Origin of the sequence: Spiroplasma endosymbiont of Aspidapion aeneum (assembly GCF_964031045.1) — a bacterium.
Classification (GTDB): domain Bacteria; phylum Bacillota_I; class Bacilli_A; order Mycoplasmatales; family Mycoplasmataceae.
The window spans coordinates 255204-276795 of the sequence record NZ_OZ034994.1; the positions used below are offsets into that span (position 1 = coordinate 255204).

The window sequence follows — 21592 nt, forward strand, 5'->3', positions numbered from 1 at the left end:
AAATTTTTATATTTATTTTATTATCCTTTAGGTAATTAACAAAATTTTTTTATTAACAAAATATTTATTATATATTTTATTACATATTTAATTTAATTTCAACATTTTTTGTTTTTTTAACAAAAATTAATAATAATTGCAGAAGTGCACAAATCATCAATTACCTAAATAAATATTTTTTTTCAACATAAACATTTAAAAATATTAGAAAATAAAATAAGGAGGAATTATGGATAAAATTTTTAAAGAAGAATTTATTTTCTTAAATGAAGAAATAAATTCAAAAAAAGAAGCTTTTGAGTTTATTGCACAAAAAGCTTTTGAGTTCAAAATTTCTACGTCTGTTGAAGCCCTTATAAATGGGTTGAACAAGCGCGAAGAGGAGGGTTCAACAGGTTTTGAAGACGGATTTGCGATCCCCCATGCAAGAATTAAAGAAATAGTAGAACCGGCTGTTTTTGTTGTTAAATTTAAAAACGGAATTGATTGGCAATCAATGGATGGCAAAAAAACAAAAGTAGCTATTGCACTATTGGTTCCGAAGGGGAAAAATGGTGATCAACATTTAGAAATATTAAGTGATATTGCCACAAAATTAACTAATGAGAAGTTTAAGAAAGGTCTTATTGCTGCTAAAACAAAAGATGCCGTTTTGAAACTTTTAATGAGCGAAAATAATAAAAAGGACCAAAATATTACTACAAAAAATTCAAAAACTAAGGGAAATATTGTAGGTATTACTGCTTGTATTGTTGGGATAGCCCACACTTATATGGCAGAGGAAAAATTATTAGAAACAGGAAAAAAACTTGGTTATAATATTAGAATTGAAACACAAGGTTCACGTGGTGTTGGCGGTAAACTAACAGAACAAGAAATTGAAAATGCTGATATTGTAATATTGGCAACAGACACATCTATTGACAAATCAAGATTTATTGGTAAGAAGGTATATTCATTAAAAGTGTCGGATGCTATAAAAAATCCAGAGAAAACAATTAATGAAGCATTTGAAAAAGGGGCAACATTTTCACCATTACGTAATGATTCTTTTTCAAACAAGAATGGAAAAAAAGAAGCGGACCGAAGTCAAGGACCGTTGCAACATATTCTAGCTGGTATCTCTTATATGATACCAATCATTATTTTAGGTGGAATTTGTTTAGCATTTTCAATTGGTATAGCAAAGGCGGCATGAGGACCAACCGCTGGTACAAATGGTAAAAATGGTGATAGTACTTGAAATGTTCTTAATACATTAAATATAATTGGTGGAGCTGCATTTACACTAATGATCCCTATATTAGGGGCATTTATAGCAAATTCTATTTCAGGACGTTCAGCTATTGCTCCGGCATTGGTTTCCTCATATATTGGAAATTCAGCTGGAACAATTAATCCAGATAATACCACAACTCCTGGGGATTTGATGCCTTGAATTTCGGGTATGAAGGTTGTTCAAACACCATTAGGTTTCATTGGTGCTATAATTGCTGGTTTATCTGTAGGATACTTTGTAAAATGAGTAAATACCTGAAGAGTTCCAAAATCACTAGCACCTGCAATGCCAATATTCTTTGTACCAATCGTTGCTGGTGTAGGAATGTCATTTATATTCATTTATGTAATTGGTGCTCCCGTTGGATGAGTAATGCAAAATGTACAAGATGGTATTAAAGATGTTTATAATAGTGGTACTATTAGTATTGGAGTTGGTCTTGGATTTGGTATAATACTTGGTGCGATGGCCGGATTTGATATGGGTGGGCCAATTAATAAAATAGCATTTGTTACATGTTCAATGCTTGTAACGTCAAAAATTTACTATCCAATGGGAGCTATGGCTGCTGGTATTCCTGTTGCACCATTGGGTATGGGTTTAAGTACAATAATATTTAGAAGATTTTTCAATAATAATGAAAAAGGACTAGGAGTATCTGCAATGATTATGGGTTCTATTGGTATTTCAGAGGGGGCCATTCCTTTTGCGATTCGTGATCCAAAAAGAGCTATTGTATGTAATGTAATTGGTTCTGGTGTTGCTGGTGGAATAGCTGGAGCATTTAAAATTGAAGATTCAGCCGCTCATGGTGGGCCTATTGTTGCTATTCTTGGAGCTGTGCCATATGGAGTCCAAACATTATACTTCTTTATAGCTATTATATGTGGAGTAATAGTTACAACATTTACATACGGATTTTGATTAATTAAAGATGCTGGTGCATACGGTTCTGTTAAAGAAGCTCATGTAAGATTAATTGCAGACTCTCGTGCTGATAAAGCGGATAAAATTGAAGCTTTAAGAAATGAAAAAAGAGAAGCAAAAAGAGAAGGTAAAAATGACTTAGTTTTAAGTATATTGTCTGAAATAGCTAAAATTAAGGCTGATACTAAAGCCAAAATAGCAATTTCTAAGCAAGCTTATCTCGCAAATAAAGCAGATGAAGCAGATTTTATAAAAACACAAAAACAATCAATTAAAGTGGCAATATCTGATATAAATAAAGATTTTGCTACAAAAAAAGCATCATTAAAATCTGAAATTAAGGAATGTAAAGCCTCTAAACAAAGAGAAAAACTTGATATTTTAGAATTAAAAATGTCTGAATTAATTGATGAAAAAGAAGAAAAAATTATTAAGTACCACACAAATCTTAGAGAAGAATACCTTAAAAAATATTTATTGGCGATTGGATAAAATAATATTAAATTATCTAATAGTTGTATTTTTGTATAAATAATAATAAAAGATTGAGTATCAGCTCAATCTTTTAATTTGTTCACTTTTTAAAATTATCAAAAAAAATTCTACACATTAATAAATTGTGTAGAATTTGTTTAGATATGTATATTAATTAATAATATATTGGTGCATAAGTTTTTAGATCAATATAGATTAGATATTTTTTATTACTTATTAATTTAAATTGTTAATATTTGCGTTATTTAGATTAATATTTGGCTGTTTAATTTTTTCTAATTCTAAGTGGCCATCGATATTTATCTTATTTCTTTTTTTTATATTTTCTTCTTCCATTAGTCTAATTTCCTCATTAAGAGAATTTATCGCGCTCTCAACTTCTATTTTTTTATCACGTATTTTTCTTTCATGAACAATATCATCTCAATATCCGGCGTCCATATTTTCTACCATTAGCATAAATACAACCATTGTAAAATTTATTGTTTGGTCCATCATTTTATTTATATAATTTATCTCAATATCTTTTAATTTTGCTTTAGATGCAGATTGTATTATTTTTATGTTGTTTTTTATCTTAGTGGCAAACTCAATACCAAAGTTTTTTTCTATTAATCCCCAAGAATAGTCAATAAATTTAATTATTTCGTTAAAATGTATTAGTTTATTATCCAAATCTTCACTATCTGTAGTTTTATAGGCTTCAAATACTACATTCATTTCATCTGCGTAGTTATATTTATTTAAAATAATTGTTGCTGGTTTAGACGGTGATTGAAACAATCGATAAACATCTTTGTTTTTATTTATTGCATATTTTTTAAGGTCATAATTTAGAGCTTTTATATATTTTTCTATTCTAATTGGCAATATATAAACATCATAGGCAATATAACTTGAGTATTTCCATTTTCTCAATACTATCTGATAAACAATATTGTATACCAATTCTAGAACGGTAAGATCTAAAACGCTTGTATTTTTATCTTTCAATTCTAATTTATTTATTTTTAGAAGCTGATTAAACTCATAGTTATAATATTCAAGAGATAACATATTAAAATATGTTTCTACGGCTGCGTTGCTTAAAAGTGCGGTGATTGAAAATTCTATTTCTGGCCCGATAGTCTTAAGTATTGATATATTTGGTGGATTATAATCAAGAATTGATTTATATTTTTTTGTCAAAATTTCATTTGCCATTTTTTAACCTCCATATATAAGTATATTATACCATAAAATTGATTTTTTTAGGGCTTTTTGGCACAGGCGAAGGATACAATAGTAAATAATAATAATAAACTAAATATATTTATATAATATTTTAAATAAATCACTTAATTGTTGTTATGAGATAATGTTTATTTCTGGGTAATATTGTTATTAACAATGTATAATATTATTTAGGAAGTAAATTTGATAAAAATATATTGTTTTAATAAGAATAATGATGTACATGATGATGCTTATAATTTCTATTTAAAAAAAATAGAGAAATTCGTAAAAATCGATGTAGTTTTTATTGAAGAATCAGTATTTGATAATATACAGAAAAGTAAGAAAAATAATTCAAAAATTATGGAAGATAGACTTGATAAATTAAAAAATACAAAAATATTTTTATTAGATATTTGAAGTGATATTGTAGATACCATACAGTTTTCAAAAATTATTGTAAAACATGTAATTGAAATATCAGAAGATATTTGTTTTGTAATTGGACCAAGTGATGGTTTTTCAAATGATTTTAAAAAAAAGTATCTAAATAAGATTTCATTTGGAAGAATTACATTAACACATGTTATATGTAGAGTTATTCTCTTAGAACAAATTTATCGGAGTTTTAAAATTATTAATAATCATAAATATCATAAATAGCGGGTGGAAAATGATGGAAGAAAAAAAAGCAGTTTTTAATTGATTTCCCGGGCATATGAATAAGAGTATAAAAGATATTGAAAGGCAAATATCTGTGGTTGATTTAGTTGTTTATATAATAGATGCTAGAGCACCATTATCTACTCAAAATTTCTTATTTAAAAATATTTTAAAGTCTAAAAAAATAATATATTTATTTGCAAAATCAGATATTTCAGATATGTTAGTTACAAACAAATGGTTAGATTATTTTAATATGAATTTTAAAATTGCAATGTTAATTGAAAAAAATTGTAATAAAAATAAGTCAAATTTAATCAAATTTATAAACCATAATTTAACTGAAGTATTTAAAAAACAAAGAAGCCGTGGTTATGAAAAAATAAATTCAAATGTTTTAGTGATAGGTATTCCAAACGTGGGTAAATCAACGTTTATAAATAGTTTGTCTACACAAAAAAAGGTTAATGCTGCAAATAAACCCGGAGTAACAAGAGGGTTACAGAGAATAGTATTAACACCGGAAATAACTTTGATCGATAGTCCAGGGATTTCGCCATCTAAATTTGAAACAAAAGAAAAGGCAATTATATGTGCTGCAAGTAATTGTTTAAGAATATTTGACACATATAAAAATGAGGTTGCTGCCTCAATATTGGATTTACTATTAAAAGATTATAAATGCATAATTGAAGATGCATTTAAAATAAAACTTAATAATTATTATGAATACAATGAAGAATACATATATAATATTTTTGAGGAGTTGTCAATACTATATTCAGGTGAGAAAAATAATATTGATTTAGGAGTTGAGATATTTTTAAATAAATTATTAAATTATAAGATTACAAATATATCATTTGAAAGGCCAAAAAATGAGTAGTGATTTTTTGAGATTTAAATTTGATGAGGAAATTAGACAAAAATACGGGGTAAGATTATTATCTGGTAGTGATGAAGTAGGGAGAGGGGCAATGGCGGGCCCTATTGTTGTAGCCTCTGTTGTTTTAGATCCAAATTGAAAAAATAAAAAAATAAAAGATTCAAAACTTTTATCATTCAAACAAAGAGAAGAATTATTTCAATTAATAAAAGATAATTGTCTTTCTTATTCAATAAAAGAATATGATAATAATATAGTAGATAAATATAATCCAAAAAAGACAAGTATTATGGGAATAATTGATACAATTTATTTGTTAGATATTAAGCCTGATATGTGCTTAATCGATGCTGAAAAGGTACAATTAGGAAATAGTTACACATCATTGTCAATAATAAAAGGAGATGATAAAAGTCAATCAATTGCATGTGCAAGTATTTTAGCGAAAGTTTATCGCGACAGAATTCTTATCGCCTATAAAGATAAATATAAAGATTATGGATTTGAAAATCACAAAGGATATTGTACAAAAGAACATATCACAAATGTAAAAAAATATGGTGTATTACCGATTCATCGTAAAACATATAAACCTATTAGAGAATTATTGGAGGTAAATCATGAGCATTAAGAATAATAAACAATATAAAGATTGAATTGAAAATGTAAATGTCGATGAAGAGTTAAAGAATGAACTTAAAAATATGAATCAAAATGAAATTAAATTTGCTTTTGAAAATAAATTAACTTTTGGAACAGCTGGAATTCGTGGAATTCTTGGGGTTGGGCCCGGTAAATTTAATATTTTCACAATTAGGTCTGTTACAAGAGCTTATGCTAGACTAATAAGAAATAAATTTAAGGACTGCACAAGAAAGATAGTCATTGGCCACGACAATCGTCATAAATCAAAAGAATTTGCAATGGAAGCTGCTAAAATTCTATCAAGTTATGATATTAATGTTCTTCTATTTAAGGATAATGAGATGAGACCAACCCCAGTTGTATCTTTTCTAACATCAAAGTTACAATGTTCAGGTGGGATTGTAATTACTGCAAGTCATAACCCAAAGGAATATAATGGTTATAAAATTTACGATGAATTTGGATGCCAATTAGTTGATGAGGAAACACAATTAATCTCTGAATATATGGAAAAATATGATGACATTTTAAATTGAAAATATATTGAGAACAATGATAAAATAAAATATGTATGTGAAAAAGATGAAGATTATTATAATAATATTATTTCTGATCTACAGTTTTTTAAAAATGATAAGAAAAATTTAACTGTAATTTACTCTGCTGTAAATGGAACAGGAACAAAATATGTGCCAAAATTTTTAAGCCAATCAAATTTTAATGTTATAGAAGTAAAAGAACATGCTTACGAGGACCCAGATTTTATAAATGTAGGAAATCCAAATCCTGAGTTTGAGAAGGCGTGAGAAATACCCTTAATATATGCTAAAAAAAATAAGGATGCTGATATAATTGTAATAACAGATCCAGATGCTGATCGATTAGGGGTTGCTGTAAAACACGATGGAAAATGACACCGATTGAACGGAAATGAAACTGGTCCACTATTAATTGAATGAAGGTTAAAAAATTTAAAAGAAAGAAATTTATTACCAAAAAATCCAGCCTTATATTCTAGTTTTGTCACATCTAATTTAGGGGATAGAGTGGCTAATGAAAAATATGGTGTTAAGATAATTAAAACATTAACGGGGTTTAAATGGATGGCATCTGAAATATTGAAAGAAGAACAAAGAGATTTAAACTTTGTTTTTGCCTATGAAGAGAGTTTTGGTTATGTAATTGATAAATCTACTAAAGACAAAGATGGAATTCAAGCTGCTATGGCCATTTGCGAAGCTGCATGATATTATAAGGTTAAAGAAAATAAAACGTTAATTGATAAGCTCGATGATTTATATAAAGAATTTGGTTACTATTATACTAAAACAATAAATTTAAATTTTAAACCAGAGGAATTAAAATTAAAAATTGAACCTATTATTGAAAAAATGAGAAATGAACAATTTGGTGATATTGATGGAATTGATATTTCATTTATCGAAGACTACAAAGAGGGATTATTTAATATGCCAAGTCAGAATTTATTGAAGTTTTACTTTGTAGATAATTCGTGATTTGCTATTCGCCCAAGTGGAACAGAACCAAAAGTAAAAATATATTTTGTTTGTGTAGATTCCTCGATGGAGAGAGCAAAGCAAAAATTTAAAAGTTTTTCTGATTTCTTGTCTAAATTTATAAGTGTAAAATTTTAATACAAATACAAATAAATGTTGTGCTCATCATTAATATATAATTTGCAACAAATATAAATTCATTACTTTTTTCAGATGACCAACATAATTAAATTATTATCTCAAGAAATAACAAAAAGATATTATTATTTTTAATATTTTAATTATTTGTAGATTAATAATATACTTTTTTAATAAAACGTAAAATATGAAAACTGACCGTAAAAATGATGGGTATTTAATTACCCATCATTTTATTTTATGTCTTAGATTTAAAAGCATATTAAATTCTAAAAATAGAATTAACATACACATCATTTCCGACATGTCCGTTGTTAATATTACCAAATGAAATTATTTTTCCATTAACGACAATTTTATCACCTTCTATTAAGGCATCTATTTTTTGTAAAAGAGATTTTCAAACTTTAACATATAAATATTGATCTTTTTGTTTTTTGTTTTTTTCCACATTTTCAAGTTTTAATAATATTTTGTACAAAGATACATCTTCGTTAGAAGAAAACACTTCAACTGGTTCGTTAATAACTTGTCCAATTATATTAACATTATTCATTTTTAATATTCCTTTCTTAGTTTAACTCATTAATTAATGATGCATGAAGTTCTGTGTTAAAATCTTGATTATCATATTCTCCATATGATTTAAAAGAAGCTATTGCAAAGACTTTAGAACCAACATCTAATTTAGTAATATTATCTACTTGATTCTTATACACTTTTAAATTGACAAAGTCATAATGGTCATCAACTTTGGCTGCATTTCTTTTTGTTTTAATTGCTAGTTTGTAATATGCTTTTTTGTTCTCACTATCTATCATTTCTAAAGGTTGTTTTGCAATCTCTCCTGTTATATAAACTGAATTCATTTTTTTCTTCCTCCATATATATAAACACCAAAATTTATAAAAAAGTGTCTATTGTACACAATTTTTATTTATAATAACTAAAGCAAAGGTAACCCTAAGGGGAGGAAATAATATTTACTCTCACTAGTAGAAAGGTTACTTTTTTTATGAAAAAATATAGTTACAAAACAAAATATCATGCAATATTAGACTATTCAAATGGAATGAAAATTTGTGAAATAGTTAAAAAATACAACATAACTTCTGGTGCGCCGCTTATTTCATATTGGATTATTAGGTATAATAATATTGAAGAATTAAAATTATCTTCAATGAAAGAAGAAGAATATATGGCAAAAATTGAATCTGAAGAAATATTAAACAAGAAAAAAATGAAAAAACTGGAGCAAGAAAATAAAGAATTAAAATGGGAAAATGAGAAACTTAAGATGCAAAACAATGTGCTAAAAAAGTTCGATCCTTCATGACAGATGCGTGACATGAAGGAGAAGATGACGACTAAACCATATAAGCATCATTCATTTTGTGAAATATATATAAAGGAATTTAAAAAGGTTGCAGCTGTTAAAAAAATGTGTGATGCATTGGGAGTATCTGTAAGTAAATATTATGCATTCAAAAAACGTTTTAATTTGTTAAAAAAATCAGAATTCAAATACTGAAATTATCCACCTTTCATCCCTAAATATATATCAAAAGCTAATCCTAATGCAGAGGATATGATTACTAAATTTTATACAACATTTAATGCTCCTGGGAGTGCTTTTACAGTAAATAAGTGGATAAAAACTACATATAATGTTAATGTTAGCCGAAAAATCATTCGAGATTACCAATTAAAGTATCCTTTAAAATATCCTGTGGCTGTTCGTTGAACTAAGAGAAGTAAGGCAGTGCGAATTAAACAAAACATTAGAAATGATTTAATTGGAAATGATACATATACAACATGTCCAGGACAAAAAATTGGTATTGATGGAACTTGATTTAAAGATCTATTTATAAATGGAAAAAGAACTAAGTTATTATGTGAAATTGCTTATGATTGATTTACTAGAAAGGTTGTGTCATATTCAATCGGTCAGGGTGAAAACAAAAAAACTGTTGTTTCAACATTATATGGTATATCTAAATATCTGTCAAAAAATGACTTCACGAATTGTATAGTTCAAATGGATAGAGGTTCAGCCAATCTTTCCTATGAAGTTTTAAATTATGAAAATCATCAGCACAATTTTATAATATCAATGTCTAATTCTGGTTTTAAGCACAATTCATCAACAGAGGCATTAAATGGTTGAATTAAAGAACAATTCTATTTATCAGTTGGAAATCACTTTAATTCACTTTCAGATTTTTACAAAACATTCAAAACATTTATTAAAAACAAAAATTTATTACAAACTTATATTTACAAACAAAAAAGAGGTGAGATATTTATTTAACTTCTCTCCCCTTAGGGTTAACCATGCTTAATTTATTATCCTACATATTATTTTATACGAGCAATATTTTAAAACCTATATGAAACTACAAATTTGCAATCTACGACTTAATCTTCCACTTTTTTTAATATTTGGTTATTATTATTTTAGGTAATGATATAATAATACTATGAATAATAATTTTAAAAAAATAAATAATAAAAATAAAGGTTTTTTAGCACTTTCAAGTAAATATGCTATAAAGTATCCAATGATTTTTTTCCCCTTATTGTTTTTAGCTATCTTTAGTGGTGCAATAAGTGTTTTATTATCGATAGTATTAACTGCTGTTGTCACTTGTTTAAATGTAGATAGTTATCATAAAAGTAATCCAAATATAAGTGAAATGGATTTGAAACACAAATTTGACACTGGTTTAATCACTATTAAAATGAATGGTGACCAAACGCAAGCATATTTTTTAGGAATTGGTTTCAATTGTCAACAATGATTATGAGTCATTTTAATAATTTTTTTTCTTGTGATGATTGTGCAGACCGGAAGCATCCTTTTAAGCGGCCTTTTTGCAAAGAATATTCAAATTGGGTTACGTAAAGAAATTATGTTTTCATTACTGCGAAATGATTTGTCATATTTTTCATTTGCAAAAACTGGTGAATTAATTACTAAAATTACTAGTGATACAATGATAATTGGTGATCAATGTGAAATTATGTTTTCTGACACTATTTCATCATTAACTGTTTTTTTTCTTGGTTCTACTGTTATTATGATTGTTGATTGAAGAATAGGTCTTATTCTTATAGCAATAATATTTTTTATAGTTATGTTAATAGGGTCACTAACAACAACAACAGAAAGATACATTAAAAAATTGAGAGTAACTGTAACTGATATTAATAGTTACATCACAGATCGTGTTGCCTCTATAATGTTAATAAAGTCAAGTGCAACAGAAGAATTTGAAGAACAGAAAATAAAATCTATGCATAAAAAATATATTAAAGAATCATTTGAATCTGAAATTGTTAACGCTTCTTTTTCAACTTGAATCTGAGTTTGTGTTTCTGCGATACCACTTATAACAGTAATGATTGTAACATTTTGATATAAAGATGCTGATAATATCAGTTTAGTTGTAGCTAGTTTTGTTTCAATTGTTTATGTTCTCACCGGACCACTGGTTGTTATATTGAAAATAATTCCAGATTTTGTAAGAACAAAAACTTCAATTAAAAGAGTTAATGATATTATTTATGCAGAACCTAGAATTGATGTAAATTTTAATGGGGGGATAATAATTGATAAAATTGAAGGAGATATTTATTTTAAAGATGTATCATTTTCATATCCTGAAAAACCAAATAAATTAATATTGCCAAAGACATCATTTACCTTCAAACAAGGTAAAAGTTATGCATTTGTTGGAACAACAGGAAGTGGTAAGTCAACAATTTCAAGATTGTTATTGCGTTTTTATGACCCAACAGAGGGTGAAATTTTTATAAATAATAATGTTAAGTTAAAAGATGTAAATCTTACATCATTTTTAAATAGAGTTGGATATGTGGAACAAGAACCACAGATTATTTATGGTAGTGTATTGGACAATATTAAGTATTTTCAGGAACATAAAACTAATGAAGAAGCAATAGAAGCTGCAAAAAAATCTAAACTTCACGATATAGTTTCAAAATGAAAAGAAGGATATGACACAATTCTTGGCGAAAGAGGATTTATGCTTTCTGGTGGACAAAAGCAAAGACTTGTTATTGCTAGAATGTTTTTAAAAAATCCTGATATATTAATTTTAGATGAAGCAACAAGCGCACTTGATAATATAACTGAAAGAGAGATACAAAAACAATTTGATGAACTAACAATCGGAAGAACATCATTCATTATTGCCCATAGGCTAACAACAATAAATAAATGTGATGAAGTAATTGTCTTAGAAGGAGAAAAGGGTGTCGTTCAAAGAGGGTCATTCAAGGAATTGATAACAAAAGATGGTTACTTTAAAAGACTTTATGAGGCAGGAAAAATAATTGAAGAAAAAAATTAGTATAATTGGAGCTGGATTAGCTGGTTGTGAGGCAGCGTGACAATTAGCAAATAGAGGATATGAAGTTATATTATATGAAAAAAAAAGAATTCTAAAAAATGAAATTCAAAAACTTGATGATTTTTGTGAGCTTGTTTGTTCTAATACATTCAGATCAACTATTCTCGGGAATGCAGTTGGGTGTTTGAAAGAAGAAATGAAATTACTTGATTCTTTTGTTCTAAATTGTGCTTTAGAAACATCAATACCCGCAGGAGAAAGCTTGGCTGTTGATAGAGAAATGTTTTCTAGCTTGGTCACATCTAAATTAAATAAGCATAAAAATATTAAAATTATTGATAAAGAAATTGATAATATTTCGAGTGAGGAAATCACACTAATATCTTCTGGACCCTTAACTGGTGAAAAACTAAAATTATCAATTCAAAACTTAGTAGGAGAGGAATACTTTTATTTTTTTGATGCAATCTCTCCGACAATAGATAAAGCATCAATTAATTTTAATAAAGTTTTTATTAAAAATAGGTATGAAAAAGGAGAAACTCAAGACTATATTAATTGTCCAATGTCAAAAGAAGAATATTTAACTTTTTATAATGAATTAATAAGAGCAGAAACATTTCCTTTAAGATTGGAAAATGAAAAGACATTTCGCATATTTGAGGGTTGTATGCCAATTGAGATTATGGCAAAAAGAGATATTAACACAATGAGATATGGTCCTTTAAAACCAATTGGATTAAGAAATCTTGATGGAAGCGACAATTATGCTGTTGTACAATTACGACAAGACAATGCAGCATTAAGCGCATATAATATGGTTGGTTTTCAGACAAATTTAAAAATAAAAGAACAACAGCGAGTCTTTAAAAAAATACCCGGCTTAGAAAATGCAATATTTGTACGTTATGGTCAAATGCATGAAAATAATTATATTAATTCACCGACATTACTTAATAATAGACTTCAGTTAAAGCATAATAATAATATTTTTTTTGCCGGACAAATAACAGGAGTTGAAGGTTATTTAGAGTCAGCGGCTTCTGGTTTGGTTACTTCTCTAAATATTATAAATTGAATAGAGAAAAAATCTCCCATCATTTTTCCATATGATACTGTTATTGGAGCGTTAATACGATATATCTTATTATCAAATCCCCAAAATTTTCAACCAATGAAATCTAATTGGCATATAGTTCAAACGTCTTTTGATCCAAATATTAAATACAATAAGCAAGAACGTAGGGAAGAGTATTATAAAAACTCTATGAATTCTTTAAATCAATTTATTTCTAAATATAATATTACAATGAAATAAAAATTATACTTTTTTATTTATAACATTCTTGTACCATTAAATAATTTATATTAAATTCATTTTATTGATTTATTTCCTTTATTATATAGATTAATTTGATAAATTAATCTTGGAGGGAAAATTAAATGGAAAAGGGTATTATTAAAAAAGATTATATATTCATAGATAAATCTATTTTATCAAAAGAAAAAATATTTGAGTTTATCTCAAATATTTGTATTGAAAATAATATAGTTGAAAATAGAGATGCTTTGATTAAAGCTTTTCTTGATCGAGAAAACTTAGAACCTACATTTACAGGAGACGGCTTTGCAATTCCACACGCAAGAACATCTGGTATAAACAAGCCTGCTATTTTCTTTATGAGATTAAAGACCCCAGTTAAATGATTTGAAGACAATAAAGTAAAGTGTCTTATAGCTTTAATTATTCCAGAAAAAAAAGCTGACTATCTTGATATATTATCAAAGGTAGCAACTAAATTATTGGATAAGAATATTGTTGAAAAATTAAATACTGAAAAAAGTATTGACAAAATTTATTCAATTTTAGCAGAGGATGTTGAGCTTAAAAAAAGTCACATTGGAAATAAGGATAATATTTCTATTGTTGGAGTAACAGCTTGTGCAACAGGTGTTGCTCACACATATATGGCAAGGGAAGCTATAATATCTGCATGTGAAAAATTAAATTGAAATTGTTCTATTGAAACACAAGGTCAAAAGGGGCAAGAGTTTAATCTAACTACAAAAGAAATAGATGATGCTGATGGTGTAATTTTGGCAACAGATATTGCTATAGATATGGAGAGATTTGTTGGTAAAAAAATTCTAAAATTAGGAACTAAAGAGACAATAAATAACCCTATTGATAGCGTTCGAAATGTTATATCAAAAGGCCAAGTTTTTAATCAGGGTTTAGGATCAAATTCCATTTTTGAGGTAAATCAAAAAAAAGCATGAATTGGTCATATTATGAGTGGTGTTAGTTTTATGATTCCATTTATTGTATTTGCAGGTATTATATTTGCTGTCGTAACTGGGATAGGAAAACTTGTATATGGTCCATGGTTAAATTATTCTGATGGTAAACTTGATGGTATGGTATATATTCAAGAAAATATTCACATTCAAAGTTCTTGGTCATTACAATATTTAACACATACACCGTCATTAAAAGACAATGGTTTGTATACAGCGAGAATAGAAGGTTTTGGAATTGCCTTCTTTTACCTATTAAATAATTTTGCTAATGTAGGTTTCTTAGTAATGATTCCTATAATGGGAGCATATATAGCAAATTCAATAGCAGGAAGAGCGGCAATTTGTCCAGCATTTGTACTTACTTTTTTAGGAGTAACTCCAAGTTATTGAATGTCATATGGAGCATTTTATGATATGAAAGCAAATTTCCCAAGTAATGGTGGGGGAATATTTGCTGCCCTGTTATTTGGTTTTGTTGTTGGTTATACAATCAAAATAATTAATACTCGAATAAGAATAAATAAATATATTCAACCAATTATGCCAATCATTATTATCCCTGTTTTTGTATCATTAATTTATGGAATTATAACTATTTTGCTCTTAGGAAATATATTTGGAATATCAATTGGTTATGTCAACAAAGGTTTACAAAAAATGGAAGAAAGTAATATTGGAATGCCAATTCTTGGTCTAATCCTTGGTATGTTGGCTGGTGTTGATATGGGGGGTCCTATAAATAAAATTGCCTCATTTGGAGCAACAGCACTTATATTTACAGATGGTGGTAAAGCTATGGGGACAGCGGCGGCTGCTTTTGCGGTTGCACCGATGGGATGTGGTATTGCAACATTTATCTTTAGAAATAGATTTAAAAAAGATAAACCTATTGCTGTAAATGCAATAATCTTAGGGTTTATGGGTATTTCCGAAGGAGCAATACCCTTTGCTGTAAAATACACATGAGCTGTAATTTGTGCAAATATTATTGGTTCTGGTGTTGCTGGAATGTTAGCTGGGTTATTCCATGTTTCTGGGTGAGTTGGTGCATGAGGTGGACCTATTATCGCATTCTTTGGTGGTGTCACAACATGAACAATGGGATATATTGGTATACTATATTACTTTATTGCAATTGCTGCAGGAATTGCAGTTCAAATAGTTTTATTTAGATTCTTTGTTAAAATTCAAGACAAAAAAAGCGATTTAAATATTGAAAATGATGAAAAACAAGTTGAACAAATTACAAATAAAGTAAATAAAACCGAAGAAGTAACTTCTTAAAAATTATACTATCGAAAAATATAAAATGACCTATTATTTAGGTCATTTTTTTATGTTGGGATTTATAGATTAAAATATTAATTTATTGTATAATTAACATAGATATTAAAAGGGAATTATATGTATTTAAGTAAACTAATGATAAATGAGATATTAAATAATGCGAATTTAGATGAAAATAATATTAAATCAGCATTACAAGAACTGGGATATGATTTCAAGGAAATGGTTAAATCTTGCAAACAAGAAGATAGTTTGGAAATATGTCACGTTGGAAGTAGCCATCAACTTGACGATACTCACGAATATTTATCCTTAGTAGATATAGGAGAAGACTTACCAGCTGTTGCTATATCGCAATGAGAATCAAAAAGTGGCGATTTTATAATTTTTGCAAAAAATTATAAAAAAATATTTAAGAAAGGTAAAATAGAACCTAGAAGACACAATGAATTAAAGACTGATGGTTACCTTTGTACACTTGATGATTTAGGATATAATTTTAAAATTTTAGATTATAATAAAACTAATAATCTTTTACCAATATTATCAAAGGAAGACTTTTCAAAAAAATATGGTATGGAAACAATCTTAGATATTATTGGAGTAAAGGATATAATATTTCATATAAATACTAATAATAGTTTTTATGAAATTATAAATGACTTAGCATTCTATTTTCGTAAAAAACCAGTTCGAAGCGAACTTGATGAGTTAGATAATATTAAAATGGATATTACAATCAATGGGAATATTGAATCCAACGATTTAGCTGTAGTTGGCTATCAGTTTATACCTGTTAGAAAAATATTTGAAATAACTGAAACAAAATGAGAATTATATACATATGATTTTCTACTTTTAGATAAATTAAATATTGTAAATCAAGATAATATTTTTATTAATTTAACAAATATTTTAGAATATGAATCAAATGCAAGGGTTATTTTTTTTGATTATCAAAAAATTAATGGCATAATAAACATTAAACATATGCAAGATTTGTTGGTTATTAGTGACAATAATAATGTAATCTATAATAGTGAGGGCTATGTAAACATTGACTATATACCCAATAAATCAACAAAAAATATTATTGCAATATATTTACTTGAAAATAGCCAAAGATCTAATATTGATTATATAAAAAATCGTGTCGGCTATTGACTAAATAGATATCTTATTTCAAACCAGTATAGCCAAATAAGATATTTTGATAATTATGCTATAAGTTTTAAAAAGTTCCATTTTGACATGTCAAATATAAATAATAATATGGATGACAAAAAAAGAATAAGACAAATAACAAAATTATTAAGATTTTTTGATATTGATGTCAAGGAATTTGAAGAACACACTGGAGAATTTACAATAGCAAATACCAATGGTAAAATTGATAGTATAGATAAAATTTATTCTTTAATTGAACAAAAACTAAAATTTAATAAAATTTAATAAAATTTAACAAACTTATTAAGGCTTATGTTATACTTAAATAAGAATTTAATATTTTAATTAAATAAAAAGGTGGTGTAATAATGGCTGTTCCATTTAGAAAAACAAGCAAGGCAAGAAAAAATAAACGTAGAAGTCACCTAGCATTAGTTGTTGATGCTTTAGTTTCTTGTACTAATTGTGGTGCAATAATTAAACCGCATAGAGTGTGTCGTGATTGTGGTTTTTATAAAAATAAAGAAGTTATTCAAGTAGAGGGTTAATTTTAAAAAAATCAATATTATTGATTTTTTTTTATTTTATTTTCTATTTGGCAATAACAATCATTGTGTTTTGATAAAAATATTTGATATAATACATATAGTTATATAAAACAATTGTAAATATAGGGGTGTGTTATGAATTCAAGATTTGATTTTGGTCCAGTGGGAAGAAAATTACGCGAAAAATTAGATTTTATATTTGATAATGGCAATGAAGGTGAAATTAAGTCATATAATAAGATTCATTTGTGAGCAATTTTATCAGCTATCTTATTATTAATTGTTGGTTCTTCATCTACAATGTTTTTTATGTACATAGCTGTTAGTAATCACTATAAGCTTGTTTTATATTTTTTAATTACAATTTTAATTGCATCTATTTTTTTTCCATTGTTTACATATTTTTGAATTTGACCTAAAATTACAAATTCGGTTTATAATCGAATTATTAAAAGATTAAATGACCGCCCAGGAATAAAAGAAGATGATTAGTTGCATAAAGGTATTATTTGAGAAGAAGGTTGTAAAAAGATGAAAATAAAAAAAGTTAGCCCATTTTTAGCAGAACGAGTATGAGGTGGAAAAAAAGCAAAAGAAAGAGGGTTTAAAACCACTAGTGATATTATTGGAGAAGTTTGGACTATTTCTGCTCATCCAAATGGAATGGGATTTGTTAGTGAAAACAATAAAGAAATTTCACTTAAGGAATATTTTGAAAATAACCGTGTGTTATTTAATAATTATCAAGGTGAATACCCACTTTTAAACAAGCTATTATTTCCAGAAGATAACCTTTCTGTACAAGTTCATCCAAGTGATGAATATGCTTTAAAACATCATGGTTGTCTTGGAAAACCTGAATCTTGATACGTTTTAGAAGCTGAGAAAAATGCTAGTCTTATTTATGGACATAAAGCCAAATCTTTGGATGAATTTAAAGAAAATATTAAAAATAATGATTGAAATAAGATCTTAAAAACGGTCAATATCGAAGTGAATGATTTTATTAATGTTCCCGCTGGAAAAATCCATGGAGTAGGTCCGGGTGTTGTTATTTATGAAACACAACGTTCAAGCGATATCACATATCGTCTTTATGATTACAACCGCCTTGGAACTGATGGAAAACCAAGAGAACTTCACATCGAAGACAGTCTAAAAAATATTTTAATACCCGATACTAATTTACCAATAATAAAAAACGCAAATAAAAACTTTTTTCAATCCTCAAATTTTAACCTTTACTTGTGAGACTGGAGTGATGGTTTAAGTTTGAAAATAGATAATGCTCAATGGCTACAAGTGACCATTTTATCTAAGAGGGCAATTATTAACAATATTGAATTTTCATTATATGAATCTGCAATTATATTTGATAGTGATATTTTTAATCTTACATGTGATAAGAATACAAGGGCGATAATATCTTACTTACAAAGTAAATAAAAAGAATTAAAAAATCAGTAATTACTGATTTTTTTAATTTTATAGCAATTATTTTGCAATATTTAATACCCCATATAAATATTAAAATATATCAACATTTATATTTATATGGTATAATGAAAGTAGGCCTAGTGTTAAATAGGGGTGAACGTGAAAATAAATAACGTAACTTTAGTATTGGAAAATAAAATCCAAAAAAATGCATCAATTTTTTTTAATAATAATAGGATCGTAGAAATAAAACAAACACCATATATAGATGGGATAGATGGCCAAGGGAATATTATAATCCCTGGCTTTATTGACATTCATATGCATGGTGGCTATGGGATTGATTTTGATAATTTATCAAGTCAAAACATTAAAAAATTGATTAACAATATTTATGGGGAAGGTGTCACAAATTTTTGCATAGGTAATGTCGCCACAAAGGTTGACAGATTAAACGAAAGATTAAAAGAATTAGAAACAATAGTTTCAAGTAATGAAAATATAAATAAATCATTACTAGGATTTTATATGGAAGGGCCCTTTATTTCAAAATTAAAAAAAGGTGCTCATAACCCAGAAAATATCGAAAAGCCTAATATTGAAAATATAAAGATATTGCTCGAGGGTATAGATACACAATATATAAAATATATAGTTTATGCCCCAGAGGAGGCTGATGATAAATTTGTAAATTTTGTTAAAAACAAAAATATTAATTTATCAATAGGTCACACAAATGCTACATATTATGAAGCATATAAAGATTTTAAGGAGAATAAGGTTTCACATCTAACTCATTTTAATAATGCTATGACATTATATAACCATCGCCAACCAGGGGTTGTAAATTTTGGTTTTTTACACGATGATGTAAAATGTGAATTAATTACAGATGGAGTTCATAATGAATTATCTGTTATTAAATTAGTATATAAAATAAAAACAGCTCAAAATCTTATTATAATTACTGACTCTATGAATGCAAAAGGTCTTCCAAATGGACCATACCATTTAGGTAGTCTTAATGTAATTAAAAAAGATAATATTGTAACATTAGCAGATAACACATTAGCTGGAAGTAGTGCAAAATATATTCATTGTGTCCAAACCTTTATTAAAGCAACTCAATGTAGCTTATTAGATTTAAATAAAGTGACCAGTTACAACGCTGCTAAAGAATTAAAATTAGATAAAGAAATTGGATTAATAAAGGAAGGTTATATTGCAAATTGTGTTTTACTAGATAAAAATGATTATTCTGTTTTAAAAACATTTGTAAACGGTAAAATTGTTTACGAGAAAGGTGGTTATTAAATGAATATAGAAATTTTAGAGAATGAAGATCAAGTAGGAGAATTTTTAGGGAAGATAATTATTGATGCAGTTAAAAACAACCCAAAAATAGTTTTAGGTTTAGCAACAGGTAGTTCTCCAATTAAAACATATGAATATTTAATTAGTGATTTTAAAAAAAATAAAACTGATTTTTCACAAGTTATAGCATTTAATCTTGATGAATATATTGGTCTTAATGAAAATGATGACCAATCATATAAATATTATATGAATGAACAATTATTTAATCATATTAATATCAATAAAAAAAATACTTTTATTCCAGATCCAAAAACTTATTTAAATAATGCAAGTGATTATGATAAAAAAATAGCAGAGTATGGTGGAATTGATTTACAAATATTGGGAATAGGTGAAAATGGACATATTGGTTTTAACGAACCACCAACATCATTTGATTCTTTAACCCACGTTGTTGATTTAACAAAATCAACAATTAATTCAAATGCAAAATTTTTCAAAAATATTGAGGATGTACCAAAACAAGCCATATCAATGGGTTTAAATTCAATATATAAAGCAAAAAAAATTTATCTTATAGCTCTTGGTGAAAAAAAACAAGATGCTATTTTCCAATTAGTAAAAGGCAATAAAACAGAAGAGTGGCCTTGTACAATATTAAAAGACCACTCTAACTTTACACTAATTATAGATAAAAAAGCCGCGGGCAGAATTTAATGAAATTAGAAATTATCGCAAGAGACCTATATGATATTGAATTAATAAATAGGTCAAACGCAGATAGAATTGAATTTTGTTCAAACTTACAAGTGGGTGGTTTAACCCCAACGTTTTTTGAAATAAAAAATACTTTCTCAAAAATACCGGTAAATGTTATGATTAGAGAAACAAATAGAGATTTTATTTACAGTGAAGATGAAATGAAATTACTATTAAATGAAATTGAATTTTGTGGAAAAAGTAATAATATATCTGGTGTTGTTTTTGGTATGCTAACAAAAGAAAACGATATTGACATTAAACATCTTAAGACCGCTGTTTCATTGGCAAAAGAATATAATATGACCGTAACTTTTCATAAAGCTTTTGATCTTATAAATGATTTTGAGGAGGGTTATAAAATCCTATGTGATCTTAAAATTGATTATGTTTTAACAGCGTGTGGAAGTAATATAATTGAAAATATAACTACATTAAATAAGCTTAAGAATATTAAGGGCCATACCAAAATATTGGGTGGCGGGGGAATAAACAGCGATAATATTGATAAAGTCAAAGATGTTGTTGATGAAATTCACCTTGGAACATTAGCAAGAGAAAACAATAGTTTTAATTATCCTGTTGATGTTCTTAAAATTAACAAACTAAAAAAATTAATAACAGGGGGATAG

At 27.0% G+C, this 21592-nt stretch carries 19 protein-coding genes; 16 read left to right on the forward strand and 3 right to left on the reverse strand.

Going from position 1 to position 21592, the window contains the following annotated elements; genetic code table 4:
* Positions 1–229: 229 nt before the first annotated feature.
* Positions 230–2698, forward strand: coding sequence for a fructose-specific PTS transporter subunit EIIC (locus AAHM97_RS01210; RefSeq protein ID WP_342269131.1), 2469 nt, complete (start codon positions 230–232; stop codon positions 2696–2698).
* Positions 2699–2917: 219 nt separating this feature from the next.
* Here the strand turns inward: AAHM97_RS01210 and AAHM97_RS01215 are convergent, their stop codons facing one another.
* A complete protein-coding gene (locus AAHM97_RS01215; RefSeq protein ID WP_342269132.1) occupies positions 2918–3904 on the reverse strand; it encodes a hypothetical protein in 987 nt (328 codons plus the stop codon).
* Positions 3905–4117: 213 nt separating this feature from the next.
* On the opposite strand from AAHM97_RS01215, the gene AAHM97_RS01220 reads away from it, so the two are divergent.
* The 4 genes from AAHM97_RS01220 to AAHM97_RS01235 are packed head-to-tail and all read left to right on the forward strand — an operon-like array spanning position 4118 to position 7765.
* The gene (locus AAHM97_RS01220; RefSeq protein ID WP_342269133.1) at positions 4118–4579 is read left to right on the forward strand and encodes a 23S rRNA (pseudouridine(1915)-N(3))-methyltransferase RlmH; all 462 of its coding nucleotides are present in this window, start codon (positions 4118–4120) and stop codon (positions 4577–4579) included.
* 13 nt (positions 4580–4592) lie between these two features.
* On the forward strand, positions 4593–5465 hold the full coding sequence (ylqF, locus tag AAHM97_RS01225) for a ribosome biogenesis GTPase YlqF (protein ID WP_342269134.1): 873 nt from the start codon (positions 4593–4595) through the stop codon (positions 5463–5465).
* Positions 5458–6096 (forward strand): ribonuclease HII, encoded by a 639-nt coding sequence (locus AAHM97_RS01230; protein WP_342269135.1) that lies wholly within the window; start codon positions 5458–5460, stop codon positions 6094–6096. The genes ylqF and AAHM97_RS01230 overlap by 8 nt, the downstream gene beginning before the upstream one ends.
* Complete coding sequence (locus AAHM97_RS01235) at positions 6086–7765, forward strand: phospho-sugar mutase (RefSeq protein ID WP_342269136.1); 1680 nt, start codon at positions 6086–6088, stop codon at positions 7763–7765. Before AAHM97_RS01230 ends, AAHM97_RS01235 begins: the two co-directional genes overlap by 11 nt.
* A gap of 262 nt (positions 7766–8027) precedes the next feature.
* Here AAHM97_RS01235 and AAHM97_RS01240 read toward each other — a convergent pair whose 3' ends face one another.
* The gene (locus AAHM97_RS01240; protein ID WP_342269137.1) at positions 8028–8321 is read right to left on the reverse strand and encodes a single-stranded DNA-binding protein; all 294 of its coding nucleotides are present in this window, start codon (positions 8319–8321) and stop codon (positions 8028–8030) included.
* 16 nt (positions 8322–8337) lie between these two features.
* Positions 8338–8634 (reverse strand): single-stranded DNA-binding protein, encoded by a 297-nt coding sequence (locus AAHM97_RS01245; RefSeq protein WP_342269138.1) that lies wholly within the window; start codon positions 8632–8634, stop codon positions 8338–8340.
* Between the two features lie 146 nt (positions 8635–8780).
* Here AAHM97_RS01245 and AAHM97_RS01250 point away from each other — a divergent pair, with 146 nt between their 5' ends.
* The 11 genes from AAHM97_RS01250 to AAHM97_RS01300 all read left to right on the forward strand — a co-directional run bounded on the left by AAHM97_RS01250 (position 8781) and on the right by AAHM97_RS01300 (position 21592).
* Entirely contained in the window at positions 8781–10079 is a 1299-nt protein-coding gene (locus AAHM97_RS01250; RefSeq protein WP_342269139.1) for a hypothetical protein, read from the forward strand.
* Between the two features lie 169 nt (positions 10080–10248).
* Entirely contained in the window at positions 10249–12144 is a 1896-nt protein-coding gene (locus tag AAHM97_RS01255; RefSeq protein WP_342269140.1) for an ABC transporter ATP-binding protein, read from the forward strand.
* On the forward strand, positions 12128–13462 hold the full coding sequence (gene trmFO / locus AAHM97_RS01260; RefSeq protein WP_342269141.1) for a methylenetetrahydrofolate--tRNA-(uracil(54)-C(5))-methyltransferase (FADH(2)-oxidizing) TrmFO: 1335 nt from the start codon (positions 12128–12130) through the stop codon (positions 13460–13462). Before AAHM97_RS01255 ends, trmFO begins: the two co-directional genes overlap by 17 nt.
* A gap of 125 nt (positions 13463–13587) precedes the next feature.
* Entirely contained in the window at positions 13588–15729 is a 2142-nt protein-coding gene (locus AAHM97_RS01265; protein ID WP_342269142.1) for a PTS fructose transporter subunit IIABC, read from the forward strand.
* A gap of 120 nt (positions 15730–15849) precedes the next feature.
* On the forward strand, positions 15850–17184 hold the full coding sequence (locus AAHM97_RS01270; RefSeq protein WP_342269143.1) for a hypothetical protein: 1335 nt from the start codon (positions 15850–15852) through the stop codon (positions 17182–17184).
* Positions 17185–17267: 83 nt separating this feature from the next.
* Positions 17268–17447: a 50S ribosomal protein L32 gene (gene rpmF / locus AAHM97_RS01275; protein WP_342269144.1), complete on the forward strand. Its 180-nt coding sequence runs from the start codon at positions 17268–17270 to the stop codon at positions 17445–17447.
* A 135-nt stretch (positions 17448–17582) separates the two neighbouring features.
* The gene (locus AAHM97_RS01280; RefSeq protein WP_342269145.1) at positions 17583–17939 is read left to right on the forward strand and encodes a hypothetical protein; all 357 of its coding nucleotides are present in this window, start codon (positions 17583–17585) and stop codon (positions 17937–17939) included.
* Positions 17940–17978: 39 nt separating this feature from the next.
* Positions 17979–18893: a type I phosphomannose isomerase catalytic subunit gene (locus AAHM97_RS01285; RefSeq protein WP_342269146.1), complete on the forward strand. Its 915-nt coding sequence runs from the start codon at positions 17979–17981 to the stop codon at positions 18891–18893.
* Between the two features lie 150 nt (positions 18894–19043).
* Positions 19044–20198 (forward strand): N-acetylglucosamine-6-phosphate deacetylase, encoded by a 1155-nt coding sequence (nagA, locus tag AAHM97_RS01290; protein WP_342269147.1) that lies wholly within the window; start codon positions 19044–19046, stop codon positions 20196–20198.
* Complete coding sequence (gene nagB, locus AAHM97_RS01295) at positions 20199–20918, forward strand: glucosamine-6-phosphate deaminase (protein ID WP_342269148.1); 720 nt, start codon at positions 20199–20201, stop codon at positions 20916–20918.
* Positions 20918–21592 (forward strand): copper homeostasis protein CutC, encoded by a 675-nt coding sequence (locus AAHM97_RS01300; protein ID WP_342269149.1) that lies wholly within the window; start codon positions 20918–20920, stop codon positions 21590–21592. Before nagB ends, AAHM97_RS01300 begins: the two co-directional genes overlap by 1 nt.